At 40.5% G+C, this 14,295-nt stretch carries 10 protein-coding genes and 1 pseudogene; 7 read left to right on the plus strand and 4 right to left on the minus strand.

Features of this window, described 5'->3' with window-relative positions; all coding sequences use genetic code 11:
- Positions 1 to 77: 77 nt before the first annotated feature.
- The 5 genes from OO7_RS04300 to OO7_RS04320 all read left to right on the plus strand — a co-directional run bounded on the left by OO7_RS04300 (position 78) and on the right by OO7_RS04320 (position 7,538).
- Positions 78 to 1,538, plus strand: a complete 1,461-nt coding sequence (locus OO7_RS04300; RefSeq protein ID WP_043892799.1) for an MFS transporter — start codon at positions 78 to 80, stop codon at positions 1,536 to 1,538.
- Positions 1,539 to 1,788: 250 nt separating this feature from the next.
- Entirely contained in the window at positions 1,789 to 3,009 is a 1,221-nt protein-coding gene (locus OO7_RS04305; protein ID WP_008914747.1) for a lipase/acyltransferase domain-containing protein, read from the plus strand.
- Between the two features lie 92 nt (positions 3,010 to 3,101).
- On the plus strand, positions 3,102 to 4,184 hold the full coding sequence (locus OO7_RS04310; RefSeq protein WP_008914748.1) for a lysophospholipid acyltransferase family protein: 1,083 nt from the start codon (positions 3,102 to 3,104) through the stop codon (positions 4,182 to 4,184).
- Positions 4,178 to 5,050, plus strand: coding sequence for a phosphatase PAP2 family protein (locus OO7_RS04315; RefSeq protein WP_008914749.1), 873 nt, complete (start codon positions 4,178 to 4,180; stop codon positions 5,048 to 5,050). The genes OO7_RS04310 and OO7_RS04315 overlap by 7 nt, the downstream gene beginning before the upstream one ends.
- Positions 5,028 to 7,538, plus strand: coding sequence for a PEP/pyruvate-binding domain-containing protein (locus OO7_RS04320; protein WP_008914750.1), 2,511 nt, complete (start codon positions 5,028 to 5,030; stop codon positions 7,536 to 7,538). The genes OO7_RS04315 and OO7_RS04320 overlap by 23 nt, the downstream gene beginning before the upstream one ends.
- A gap of 75 nt (positions 7,539 to 7,613) precedes the next feature.
- Here OO7_RS04320 and rpoD read toward each other — a convergent pair.
- The 3 genes and pseudogenes from rpoD to rpsU form a co-directional block, all read right to left on the minus strand.
- Positions 7,614 to 9,485 (minus strand): annotated as a pseudogene (rpoD, locus tag OO7_RS04325) (RNA polymerase sigma factor RpoD); the annotation flags it as partial.
- Between the two features lie 154 nt (positions 9,486 to 9,639).
- Complete coding sequence (gene dnaG / locus OO7_RS04330) at positions 9,640 to 11,382, minus strand: DNA primase (RefSeq protein WP_008914752.1); 1,743 nt, start codon at positions 11,380 to 11,382, stop codon at positions 9,640 to 9,642.
- Positions 11,383 to 11,496: 114 nt separating this feature from the next.
- A complete protein-coding gene (gene rpsU, locus OO7_RS04335) occupies positions 11,497 to 11,712 on the minus strand; it encodes a 30S ribosomal protein S21 (RefSeq protein WP_001144069.1) in 216 nt (71 codons plus the stop codon).
- A 328-nt stretch (positions 11,713 to 12,040) separates the two neighbouring features.
- Between rpsU and tsaD the strand changes: the two genes are divergently transcribed.
- A complete protein-coding gene (gene tsaD, locus OO7_RS04340) occupies positions 12,041 to 13,060 on the plus strand; it encodes a tRNA (adenosine(37)-N6)-threonylcarbamoyltransferase complex transferase subunit TsaD (RefSeq protein ID WP_008914753.1) in 1,020 nt (339 codons plus the stop codon).
- A gap of 48 nt (positions 13,061 to 13,108) precedes the next feature.
- Here tsaD and plsY read toward each other — a convergent pair whose 3' ends face one another.
- Positions 13,109 to 13,765: a glycerol-3-phosphate 1-O-acyltransferase PlsY gene (gene plsY, locus OO7_RS04345; RefSeq protein WP_008914754.1), complete on the minus strand. Its 657-nt coding sequence runs from the start codon at positions 13,763 to 13,765 to the stop codon at positions 13,109 to 13,111.
- A 162-nt stretch (positions 13,766 to 13,927) separates the two neighbouring features.
- Between plsY and folB the strand changes: the two genes are divergently transcribed.
- Positions 13,928 to 14,287, plus strand: coding sequence for a bifunctional dihydroneopterin aldolase/7,8-dihydroneopterin epimerase (gene folB, locus OO7_RS04350; protein ID WP_008914755.1), 360 nt, complete (start codon positions 13,928 to 13,930; stop codon positions 14,285 to 14,287).
- Positions 14,288 to 14,295: the final 8 nt, after the last annotated feature.

Consider the following 14,295-nt stretch of genomic DNA (forward strand, 5'->3'; position numbering starts at 1 on the left):
TATTCATTATCATTTTAATTGACCGTCGGTCGGTCATAATTTATGATAAAGCAAATATTGAATATAAAGGCAGTGATATGAAACGTCTCTTTTTAATCTCAGCTGTTTGTTTAGGCACTTTTATGGCGACATTAGATATTAGTATTGTCAATGTTGCCTTACCTGCGATGCAGCAAGATCTCAATGCTGATATGAGCATGTTGCAGTGGATTATTGACGCTTATGCTTTATGTTTATCGGCATTAATTTTATCAGTAGGGCCGATTAGTGACCGCTATGGGCGAAAGAAAATTTGGTTGTTGGGGATTGGTATTTTTACATTAGGATCTGCGATTTGTGCTTATGCTGAAACGGCTAATATATTAATTACGGGAAGGATTATTCAAGGGATTGCCGCGGCGGCCTTAATTCCCGGTGCGTTATCTATTATTACCCAAGCTTTCTCGAATGATCTTGAAAGAATTAAAATTATCGGCATTTGGTCAGCGGTCAGTGCACTATCATTAATTATTGGACCGATTCTAGGTGGTTTTTTAGTTGATATGTTAAGTTGGCCGACAATATTTTTGATTAATATTCCTTTGGGTTTACTAACTTTATTATTAGGCTGGCTTGGAATTGATGAAAGTGCTGATCCTGAAAAAGCAGCCTTTGATCCTCTAGGACAAATATTGAGTATTTTAGCATTAGGGGGAATGACATTCGCTCTAATAGAAGCGGGTGAATATGGTTGGACTAGTGCCATAACAATGAGTGGAATATTAGTAAGCCTAATTGCATTTGTCTGCTTTATTATTGTTGAAATAAAAGTTACTCGTCCACTTTTCCCCTTATTTCTGTTTAAAACAAACCGTTTTTTCTTCCAATACAATATGGCTTCTTTTGCTTTGGGATTTGCAACTTATAGCAATGTCTTTTTCATTGCACTTTTTCTGCAAAAAGGGCAAGGCTGGGGAGCTTTTGAAGCAGGATTACGTATGGCACCTGAATTTCTTGCCATGGCCATATTTTCATTCTCTTTTGGTAAACTATCTCGTTATCTTAGTGTTCGTAACATAATGATTATTGGTTTTTTACTTATCGCTATTGCTTCTATTTTCCTAGGTACAGTTGGGTCTGAAACAGCTTATCTAAAAATTGCTCTTATATTATTTGTACTTGGGATGGGAATGGGAATGGCAACGCCAGCCATTGGTGCATTAGTTATGGGAAGTGTAGATAAAGCCTATTCCGGTATTGCTTCCGCAGTAATGAATGCTTTGCGCCAAACAGGTATGACATTGGGGATTGCTCTATTAGGCACTTTGATGACTCACCGCGCAATTGACCAATTAAATCAAAATGAAAAATTAGTCGCCATATTACCGAGACAAGAAATTAACGCCTTAATTAACCATGATCTATTAATTTCACAACCGTATATTATTGATGCAGTACGTTCGGCTTTCACATCAGGCTTTAATTTAGCTATGTTGGGCGGCGCTGTAATGGTTGGTTGTACTTTACTTCTAATGATAAATAATCGAAAAGTAAAATAACATTATGATTTTTTAATTAAAATTTTTCTTAAAAGAGGGTTGGGATGTTTTACATTGTTCTCAAATCCTCTTTTTTCTCGATTGTGATTTCCTGCCTTTGTTCTCATCTATTTTGACTGTTTATTTAGTCATAAATTAGATTGAGAAATATCTCCTTTTATAATTCAATTGATTATATATATTGCAGATTAACAGATTAGATTTTATAAAAAATTTTATTGCCCATTTTACCTATAAGAGGTTATGGCTTATGCCCTTAAACTGGGGATTAGCAATGCTGCAAGCTAAAAAAATTGCCAAGCAGCTTCGCAATACAGAACTAAAGAATACTAAGCTCAATTTACCGATTATTTATTTGCCAGGAATTATGGGCAGTCAGTTATATGACCGACAGAAAAAAACACTGATTTGGGGCGATTATAAAAGCTTAATTCGTAAGAATGATTACGAATATCATCATTCTCCAAGCCAAATTGGTGCCAATCAATTACATTATTTTCCTGTGATCCCTAAGTTATACGATAATTTAATTACAGCACCATTAAAATTAGTATTAGAAAAATCATTGGGTTATCGTGATGGTGTTGATTTATTTTTCTTAGGTCATGATTGGCGTGCAGATCATCGTCAATTAGCCGAGTTACTTGATACGGAAATTCGCCGCATCAAATATCTGTATGGTGAGCAGCAAAAATTTTTGTTAATTGCGCATTCCGCCTCTAACTGTGCTATCCGTTATTATTTGCAATCAGCTAGCCCAGAAATTCGTCAATCTATTGCTAAATGGTATGCATTCGGCCCACCTTGGCAAGGCACTTTTCAATCACTTGCTTTAATGCAGTCTGGTTATTATGCAGGTGGACGGCTTTTCCATGGATTTACGGCTGATGAAATTGCCAGCTGCCCAAGTGCCTATCAATTACTGCCATGTTTTCCACAATTAATTGATAAACAAGGTAATTTAATTACTGATTTTGATATTTATGACGAAGAGTGTTGGAAAGCTTTTCATTTAGGGCCGTATCGAATGGGTGTCAAGAAATTATCAGACCAGCAACGGCGAGTTCGGGATCAACTGGCCGAGAATTTGTTCAGCGCAAAAACCTTTGCCGAGCGCGTATCAACACGAACTGTAGCAGAGCAAGCTGTGCCACAAACGTGGTTTATCAGTGATAACCATATTACAGTGAAACGCGCCATTTATGACCAAGGGCGTTTATATCTTACCGCATCTGATATTCCTAACTTGATTGATATGGCACTGACGAAAGGGGATGACCATCTACCCCTTGATGGCTTATTAATGGGTTGGGAAAAAGCGATTGTGCGGGATGGAGAACCTCAGCCATTTGGGGAAGAGTATGTATTTATCAATCAAGCTAAAACGCATCGCGCACTTGTCAGCTATATGCCAAATTTACGCAGCTTAGCCCTTGATATTGCGACATTACGCCAAAGGTATGCATCGTAGCATTGGTACAATTTATGAATTTATATCGATAAAGATGGCTAAATAATATAGACAAAAATTGCCATTTCTATGAAATTGAGGTCAATAAGCTTATGTCTCAGGATAGTAAAACAGCTATTGTGGCGGCTGGTCAGCCATTATCAACTTATTACCAACGGATTTCTTCTATCATTCGTCAGATTTATTATCCATATTGTACACTTGTTGGACATCTTCCTATTTTATCAAACGGAAAACCGACATTATTTTTATGTAGCCACCGCAATAGTGCTTTTGATGGTTATCTTAGTTTGAAGGTGGCGCCATTAGGGCAATCACTAGCCTCAATACAATTATTAAATAGCCCATTAATGCGCCTTTATTTCACGGGCATTCCTGTGGTGCGTAAAAAAGATAAAGAGAGATTAGGTATAAAATCAAGTACTTTTGACGATCCCGTAGAAGCTGGTATGGCGCATATCACTAAAGGTGGGGATCTGTTTCTCTTTCCTGAAGGAAGTAGTGAATGGGGCTATAAACCTCTGCCATATCAACGTGGAGGAGCAAGGATCATTCGCTTGTTGCTTGAACAACAAGTTGAATTTAATGTGATCCCCGTAGGGCTTTTTTACACAATGCCCGATCGATTTGCGAGTTATGCTGAAATTTATGTAGGTGCACCTCTCTCTATCACGAATAAAAACAGTGATGAAACAGATAGAGAATGGGAAAAAAGGATCTTTCACCAAATTAGTCAGTCACTTGATGAAGTTTCGGTTAACTGTCCTGATGAAAAGACTTTTGAAGAAGCCCAGCAATATGCTTACCAATCCTTTATGAATGGCGAGTCATATGCGCAGGCTTTTTTACGTTATCAACAACAGCCTGAAATGTATCAAGAAATTCAACCCAAAACAAAATCTCAGTTAAATAGCCTAGCTTGGCGTTGGCTAGGTTTTTGTCTTATGTTTATTTTTCTACCCATCTTTTTAGCGTCTGCAATAGCGGCTCGTTTTGCCGATGCCCGCAATACGGTCAGTTTTTTTAAGATTTTTGCGGGTGGGTTAGCCGCTCTGATATGGTTACCTTTCCTGATTGTTTGCGCTTTTCTATGGCCGAGTGTGATTATTACTAGCCTAATTAGTGCATTTATTGGTTATAAAATTATTCAATATAAAGGCTCAGTACCATGCTAACTAGTCGATTTAACGGTTTATTTACTGCGGAGCTGTTACTTATTTGGGGGCTAGGAACCGTAGGTGTTTTTCAAGCTGGATTAATGGCAACCTTATTACCTGCTGTGATCGCGGGAGGGATTTTCTGGGTTATTATGCTGGCAGTTGGCTTATCAAAAAAGCAGCAGATATCCCGCTTTTATTGGTTTGGATTACTACAATTAATTGCCTGCTGGTCAATTTTCCCACTGTTCAAAGCAATCCGTATTCATTATTACACTTGGAGTGCTGATCAGGTTTTATTTCAGTCTGACTCTTTGATCTGGTTTGGAAAAAGTTTGCCGGAATGGGCGATAAATATACAAGCACCTTGGTTAAGTGAAGTCGTGGCATTTTGCTATTTTAGCTTCTATTTTCTGATTATCATTAGCGCGCTATTTTTCTTTTTACAACGCAATAAGTTGCTTGCTCAACGTTACTTTTTTGGCCTCATGTTGATGTATTTTTGGGGATTTATTGGTTATTTTTCTCTGCCAGCAGCAGGCCCCTATGCCGCTTTTCCCGAAGTATTTGCTTATCCCGTAGACCATGGCGCAATGATCTCATTACTTACAGAAGCTGTTGATAAAGGGATAACGGGCATGGATGTTTTCCCAAGCTTACATACCGGAATTACATTGTACATTGTTGGTTTTGTATTCTTAACAGGTTATCGACGGACAGCGTATTGTTTAATGCCGTTAGCAGCAGGTTTGATCCTAGCAACGGTATATTTGCATTACCATTACGGCATTGATGTTGTCATTGGGGCTGTTCTCGCATTTTTTGTCCTGTATTTCACCTTTAAAAAAGAGAAGGTTACAAATGGAACTGATTTATCATCTTAATGATCCAACAGCAGCTGATATTGCTATCAGTGGTGGTAAAGGAGCAAGTTTAGCTAAAACAATTCAGGCTCTACCTGTTCCAGATGGCCTCGTCCTATCTTGTGCAGCTTATAAAATCTTTATTGCACCATTATTACCGCAAATTAATGAATTATTAAAACAGCATGTTGCTAATCAGCAAGAGGCGAGTGAGGCTATTCGTCAACTCATTTTATCCGCAGCTTTACCCGAAAAATTAACCGATCAACTCGCCACATTTTTACAAAAAGCGCAATTAACCCAGACTCCGCTCGCTGTTCGATCATCCGGAACGTTAGAAGATATGCCGGGAGCTGCATTTGCAGGGCAGCATGATACTATCCTCGGCGTTAGAGATACGGCATCTTTACATGATGCTATTCGCCAATGTTATGCTTCATTGTGGCATATCCACGTCATGTTATATCGTCAACATTTACAACTGCCTCACACACAAGCTTCTATGGCAATTGTCTTACAAAGAATGGTTGATGTTCGTATTAATGAAACAGCAGGTGTTGCTTTCTCTGTTGATCCTGTGCGCGGCAGCTTATCTACCGTATTAATTAATTCAGCATTTGGCTTGGGTGAAACCGTGGTCGGTGGTGAAGAGCCAATTGATGAATATCAAGTTGATCGCGAAACCTTACAAGTCGTACAACAAGAGCTAGCAGAAAAGCACAATGCAATTGTGATGACAGAAACTGCGACACAGGTTGTTGCTTTATCTGATGAACAAAAGGGGCAAAGCAGTTTAAGTGCGGAACAATGTCGCAAGATTGCTGAATTGGCGATCCAAGCTGAATGCTACTTTGATTTTCCCCAAGATATTGAATGGGCATTCCATGCAGATAAATTATGGTTGCTACAATCACGAAATGTCACTCAGATAGCGCCAGTTTGGACGCGCGATGAATCTGCGGAGCGTTTTCCAAACCCAATCACGCCATTAACTTGGGATATGTGTGAAGCGGGTTTTCATGCATCTCTTAATTACAGTTTGAATTTAATGGGATTACCATCATTTAGTGGTAAATGGTTTGGTATGCAAGATTACTATATTTATGGTAATCAAAATGCAGTTGAGCTTTACCATAATAAATTGCCTACTTCGATGATGAATGATTTACCTACGTTATTAGCGTCGTTACCTGAAATTGCGAATAAATTTGCGTGGGTGCAAGAATTGCCGATCACTTGGATGCGTGATCTTGATAAATATTTGATTGGGATCGGCGGTCTTTATCACGAGCCTCTTCAAGAGAAAAGCCTAAAAGAATTGTGGGATTATGTTCAACGGATCAATAAATTAGGATCAGATTATTTCTTGCCTAATATTGCGATCTCACTGACACAACGATCGCTTTATGCCGCTTTAGTTGCATTGTTAAAAATGTTTTTCCAAGGAGATGAGCAAAAAGCACATGAAACCCTTGATAGCTTAATAGCATTATCTGAAACGAAAACAGGACAGGTCAATCATGAGCTTTGGCTACTGTCACGCGATGTGCGTAATGATACGGCTTTACAAGCATTATTAACTAATATTGACGTAGATTCTATTATGCCAACATTAGAATTGCATCATCCTGAATTTTTTAATCAGCTAACTGTATTTCTCACAAATCATGGTCACCGTGAATTAGATTTTGATGCTTATCACCCAACATGGTTGGATGCGCCGCATATTGTGCTGACCCAAATTAGAGTAATGAGTGATCTTGAGGATGATGGCCAACGTGGTGAATTGCTGAGTAAAAAAATCAATCAATCAAAAATTGAATTTAATATCATTGCTCAAGCACCAGAAGAGCTGCGATATTTTATGCAAGAGCTGATCAGGCTGGCTCGTGTTTATACGGCATTAGATGATTTAGAACATTACCAAACGACACGCCTTGCTTTGCCAATGCGTCGAGGATTAAAAGCACTTGGTGAACGATTGGTGATCCGCGGTGTGTTGGATGAAGCTTCAGATATCTATTTTTCAAAAGAACAACAACTTGCTAATACTATTGCGAATGAAAGTACAGAAGCATTTAGCGAGTTACGCAAACATATTTATGCGAATAAATTGGCTTATGAAAAAGCCAAAGCGACACCACCACAATGGATTTATGGTGAATCAGCAGATGAAGATGATTTTAACAGCTCCTCATTGAAAGGCCTAGCGGGTAGTGCAGGTGTTATTGAAGGTGAAGTATTCCTTGTTCACGGTGCAGAAGATTTTGCGCAATTCCCACAAGGTGCAATTTTAGTTGCTCGAACAACGAATCCGGCTTGGACAGCACTTTTCTATCGTGCAAGTGGGGTAATAACAGAAAGTGGTGGACCTTTATCTCATGGTGCAGTGACTGCGCGGGAGCTTGGTTTACCTGCTGTAATGGGAATACGTCGCATCATGACGACCTTACAAAATGGTCAGCGGGTTAGGGTTGATGGACAAAAAGGGATTGTAGAAATTTTATAACCGCTTGCTTTTTGGTTATTCCCAAATAAAAACACCTGCCGAGGCAGGTGTTTTAGTCAATAATATAGAAACTTATTATTCGTCTAGGAAGCTACGTAGAACTTCTGAGCGGCTTGGGTGACGCAATTTACGCAGTGCTTTGGCTTCAATCTGACGAATACGCTCACGCGTAACATCAAACTGTTTACCAACTTCTTCTAATGTATGGTCTGTATTCATATCAATACCAAAACGCATACGTAGCACTTTTGCTTCACGCGCAGTTAGGCCCGCTAACACTTCATGAGTTGCTGAGCGCAAACTTTCTGAAGTTGCTGAGTCTAAAGGCAACTCTAACGTCGTATCTTCAATGAAATCACCGAGATGTGAATCTTCATCATCACCGATTGGCGTTTCCATAGAGATAGGTTCTTTAGCAATCTTCAGCACTTTACGGATTTTATCTTCCGGCATCAGCATGCGTTCTGCTAACTCTTCTGGTGACGGTTCGCGACCCATTTCTTGTAACATTTGACGAGAAATACGGTTTAGCTTGTTGATTGTTTCAATCATATGCACCGGAATACGAATGGTGCGAGCCTGATCCGCGATAGAACGGGTGATTGCCTGACGTATCCACCAAGTTGCATAAGTTGAGAATTTATAACCACGGCGATATTCAAATTTATCAACCGCTTTCATCAAACCAATGTTACCTTCTTGGATCAGATCAAGGAATTGCAAGCCGCGGTTGGTATATTTTTTCGCAATTGAAATAACCAGACGTAAGTTTGCTTCAACCATCTCTTTTTTCGCACGACGAGCTTTCGCTTCACCGATAGACATACGACGGTTGATATCTTTAACCTGCTCAATTGTTAGGCCAGTTTCTTCTTCAATTTGGCGCAATCTTTGCAGACAACGTAGGATCTCTTCTTCAACTTCAAGAAGTTTTTCAGACCACGGCTTGTTCATTGCTTTTGCTGCGGTTAACCAAGTTTCGCTGGTTTCATTGCCGCTAAATAAAGTAATGAAGTTTTTCTTTGGCATTTTGCACTGTTCAACACAGAATTTCATAATGGTACGTTCTTGTAAGCGAACGCGATCCATCATTTCACGCATGTTGTTGACCAGATAGTCAAACTGTTTTGGTACTAAACGGAATTGTTTGAAAACTTCTGACAATTCTTCAATAGCAAGAACAGTTTGGGCATTACTGCGACCAAATTGTTTGATGTGCTGACGAGTTTTCTCGTATTGCTCACGTAATTCACTGAATTTTTCACGGGCTAATTCAGGATCGATGCTGTTATCATCATCGCTATCGCTGTCATCGCCGTCTTCGTCTTCATCTTCTTCGTCATCATCTTTATCTAACTCTTCCTGTGGAAGTTCAGAACCGATGTGAGTTGCTGTCGGCGCTAAATCTTCTTCAGCATTAGGATCGACAAAGCCAGTAATCAAGTCAGATAAGCGGCTTTCGCCTGCTTCGACTTTGTCATACTGTTCGAGAAGATATGTGATGGCTTCAGGATACTCTGCAACAGAGCACTGAACTTGGTTAATACCATCTTCAATACGTTTTGCAATATCTATCTCACCTTCACGGGTGAGAAGCTCAACTGTCCCCATTTCACGCATATACATACGCACTGGGTCAGTTGTACGACCTATTTCACTTTCAACACTTGACAGAACCTGTGCTGCCGCTTCTGCTGCATCTTCGTCCGTGTCAGATGAAGTTTCAGCCAGTATTAAATCATCGGCGTCAGGTGCTTCTTCCATGACCTGGATGCCCATGTCATTAATCATTTGGATGATATCTTCAATCTGATCTGAATCGACGATATCTTCCGGCAGATGGTCGTTGACCTCAGCATAGGTTAAGTAACCTTGCTCTTTACCCTTGGTTACGAGTAGCTTCAGCTGCGACTGCGGGTTTTGCTCCATAAGACGGTATCCACACTTCTGAGTATTTAGATTGGTGTCGGTCGGCGAAACAAACGGCCAACAAGAACATAGGGGATTTTTATTATATGCTACGCCCCTTTAATAAATTCGTAGCAATTACAGGCATTTGCCTTGGATAATCGGCACTTAAGCCGTTTTGTATTCTTGAATTTTACTTCACGCGTGAAAGCGTGATTAGCCGAACTTCTGCGCGCTCCTCGGGGGTCAGCCCTTCAGTTCGTTCTTTCGCTATTAAATAGTCGAAACGCTTATCGAGCGCACTATTAAATAAATGATTTAAAGCGTCTTTAAATGTTTTTTCAGCTATCTCATCTATTTCTATATCGTTCCATGTTGCTAGTTTTTCAAGTTGATCTGCAAATTTATTATCGCGATACAACTCAAGCAACTGCCCTGTCGTCATTCCCGGGGTTGATTGGCAAATATTAACCAATTCCTGAAACAGCGGAAGTCCCGGCATTTGGATATGGGCTATTCCCTCTAATGAGGGCACGTACTCCGAAAAATTCGGGTTTTGTACCAACAACGCGATCAATATTCGCATTGTGGTTGGTTTTAATTTTGGTGCTTGGTAACTAACCGATTCAGTGTTCTCTCTATCTATCATAGCAAGAACCTGAGAAATATCCGGTATTCCTATAAAATTTCCTAACTCTTGTGCCATATACAGGCGCAAAGTTTCACCGGGTATTTGTTTTATCAATGGGATGGCGAGTTTACTAAATTTCGCGCGTCCTTCTTGAATTTTTAAATCAACCTGAGGCACTAATGATTCAAATAGAAATGTCGACAATGGTTGGGCATCATTCATTCGAGCTTCAAATGCCTCTTTACCTTCTTTGCGGACTAAAGAATCTGGATCTTCTCCATCAGGTAAAAACATAAAACGTAATTGGCGGCCATCAGTTAAATACGGCAGAGCTGTTTCAAGTGCTCTCCATGCGGCTTCTCTACCTGCACGGTCACCATCATAGCAACAAATTACAGTATCAGTTGAGCGGAAGAGCAATTGAATATGCTCTGAGGTTGTGGATGTGCCGAGAGAAGCAACCGCATAGCGGATCCCGTATTGGGCAAGTGCGACCACATCCATATAACCTTCAACAACGAGTAATTTTGCTAACTCACTGCTATTTTGTGTTGCTTCATACAGGCCAAATAATTGGCGGCCTTTATGAAAAATATCTGTTTCAGGTGAGTTGAGATATTTAGGTAATGCATCTCCTAATACTCGTCCACCAAAAGCGATAACGCGACCACGACGGTCACGAATCGGAAACATTATACGTTCCCTGAATCGGTCATAGGTTCGACCATTATCATTAGTCACTAACATACCAGCATCATTCAGCTGTTTGCGACTTTCAGCGCTTACTGCAAATTTTTTGAGTAAATTATCCCAGCCTGCTGGCGCAAAACCGATAGAAAAGTGCTCAATAATTTCGGCAGTTAAACCACGTTGGCTTAAATAATCATTCGCTTGCTTAGCAGTTGGATGACTTAAGGCAGCATAGTAAAACACATTAATTTTTTCCATCAACTGATACAAATTTTGGCGTTGATGAAGTTCTATTTGGCTTGTACTGCTTCCTGTTTCATAAGGAACATCAAGACCATGCAGCGCTGATAATTCTTCAATGGCTTCGACAAAATCCAGTTTGTCGTAATTCATTAAAAAATCGATAGCATTGCCATGGGCACCACAGCCAAAGCAGTAATAAAACTGCCTTTCACTATTCACCGTGAAAGAAGGTGTTTTTTCGTTATGGAACGGACAGCACGCGTGATGATTCTTACCCTGTTTTTTTAACGGGACTTTTGCATCGACTAAATCGATGATGTCGGTTCTCGCTAATAAATCATTGATAAATGAGCGCGGAATTCGTCCAGCCATAAGCCTCTTTTCGCCTGTTGATGAACGATAATAAGCCGCGCTTCCCTCTGGAAAGCACGGCCTTTAACTGCTACTAATACTGTCTGCGTTGATTACGGTAGGTACCGTTATCAATTAGTACAGACGAGTACGGCGTGCGTTTTCGCGAGCCAGTTTCTTAGCGTGACGCTTAACAGCAGATGCTTTAGCGCGTTTACGCTCAGTCGTTGGTTTTTCATAAAACTCACGACGGCGAACTTCAGCTAAGACTCCTGCTTTTTCACAGGAACGTTTGAAACGACGTAGTGCAACGTCGAATGGCTCGTTTTCACGTACTTTAATTACCGGCATGTGCCTCTCACCTCAATAGAAATCGGGTTGTTGCTGGCTTAATTAACCAGCCTTCATTTAAAATGGTGCGGAATTTTACTTCAATGAGTACGGGTTTGTAAAGTGCCGTATAAAATTGAAACACCCAAGATTACCTATTCCCATTATTTTTTCGAAAGAAATAATGAATAAAATTAAGTAATAATGAAAATTAGCCACACGAAATTTATTACAGGGTGCTGATTATAGACTATACAATAGGAAAAGTCAGCCTTTTGGCATCATAAATTATACGATGGATTGAATTTAATGATAGACTTTGCAGCATGCAACAAACAAGGGTATTGCAATGCGCGTTTTAGGTATCGAAACATCCTGCGATGAAACCGGGATCGCAATCTATGATGACAAAGCCGGTCTATTAGCAAATCAATTATATAGCCAGATCAAACTGCACGCTGATTACGGTGGTGTTGTTCCTGAACTGGCTTCTCGCGATCATATTCGCAAAACGGTTCCATTAATTCAGGCTGCGCTGAAAGAAGCCAATCTGACAAGTACAGATATTGATGCTGTTGCTTATACCGCAGGGCCTGGACTTGTTGGCGCATTGATGGTTGGAGCAACCGTAGGGCGTGCTCTTGCGTTTGCATGGGAGGTGCCAGCCATTGCCGTCCATCATATGGAAGGCCATTTACTTGCTCCTATGCTCGAAGATAAAAGCCCTGAATTCCCATTTGTTGCCTTATTGGTTTCTGGTGGACATACCCAGCTAATTAGTGTGACAGGTATTGGTGAATATGAATTATTGGGCGAATCAATTGATGATGCCGCAGGTGAAGCCTTTGATAAAACAGCTAAATTACTTGGATTAGATTATCCTGGGGGACCTGTTTTATCACGTATGGCTCAACAAGGTGTTGCTGGACGGTTTACTTTCCCTCGCCCAATGACAGATAGACCCGGCCTTGACTTCAGTTTTTCAGGCCTGAAAACGTTTGCTGCAAATACGATCCGCGAAAATGCCGATGATGACCAAACTCGTGCTGATATAGCCCGTGCATTTGAAGATGCAGTGGTGGATACTTTGGCGATTAAGTGCAAACGCGCACTAGAGCAGACGGGCTTTAAGCGTTTAGTTATGGCTGGTGGCGTCAGTGCTAATCGCACACTACGCGCTAAAATGGATGATATGCTGACAAAACGTGGCGGTGAAGTTTTTTATGCTCGCCCTGAATTTTGTACTGATAATGGTGCAATGATTGCGTTGGCAGGTTTGATTCGTTTGAAAGGTGGCGCAAGCGCAGACCTTAGTGTGACTGTGCGACCGCGTTGGCCATTAGCTGAATTACCCGCGCTGAAAAAGTAGTTCATAAGATAAAAAAATGATTTCGTGACTCGTCACGAAATCATTCAATTAATCATCTAATTCTTGTTCTTTTGCTTCTTGAGCAACCTCTTTGGGTGTCTTTTTCTTTTTATTTCTCAGTTTTTGCCAAATTCGACTTTCTTGACCACGCCATAATCGCTGAATATTCGCGTGATGCCGTACAAGCACTAGACAAGATAACATGGCAACTGGGAAGGTAAATTCAGGTTTAAACCACCAGACATAGAATGGTGCAAGTAAGGCACTGACAATTGCGCCAAGTGAAGAATAACCACTGAGTAACACAGTTAATAACCATGTTCCTGCAATCAATCCAGAAAGATCCCAACCAATTGCAGCAATAGCACCAAAGGCTGTGGCAACACCTTTACCACCTTTAAAACGGAAGAAAATGGGATAAATATGGCCGAGACAAGCTGCAATCGCGACGAAGCCAAGATAGAATGGTGGGACTTTTAAGTAATAAGCTAACCATACTGGGATCATCCCTTTTAGGACGTCACAAATGAGCACAGCAGCGGCAGCTGCTTTACCACCAACGCGTAGCACATTGGTTGCTCCAGGATTACCAGAGCCATGTTGACGAGGGTCAGGCAGCCTTGCTAGGCGGCAAATCAATATTGCACTCGAAACTGAGCCGCAGAGGTAGGCAAAGATTATCATGCCAAGCGCAGTTGCACTCATAACTCACTCCAAAATGGTTAACGCGTTACCCAATATAGTTTAAGTGTTACATAACTTAAATCATATTAAGAGATTTATTCATAATTTAGTTCACTCTCTGGATAATACGCATATTTTCCTTGGAGTGGTATCAATTCAGCACACAAACGAGAAAATGACGTGATGGATATCGTATTTATTGAGCAATTATCAGTTATCACCACAATTGGTGTATATGACTGGGAACAAGAAATTGAGCAAAAACTTGTTTTTGATATTGAGATGGGTTGGGACAATAAACGCGCTGCAATGAGTGATGACGTTCATCATTGTCTTGATTATTCACAAGTGAGCCAAGCGATAATTACGTATGTCAGTCAAAATAAATTTGCGTTAGTTGAACGCGTGGCTGAGGAAGTTGCACAGTTATTATTAAATCGTTTTGCTTGCCCTTGGGTGAGGATTAAAGTCGCTAAACCCGGCGCAGTTGCAAGAGCCTCACAAGTTGGCGTTATTATTGAAAGAGGCTCTAAAACCAATTAATTGTCGAT

Source organism: Providencia sneebia DSM 19967 (assembly GCF_000314895.2).
GTDB classification, from domain to species: Bacteria; Pseudomonadota; Gammaproteobacteria; order Enterobacterales; family Enterobacteriaceae; genus Providencia; species Providencia sneebia.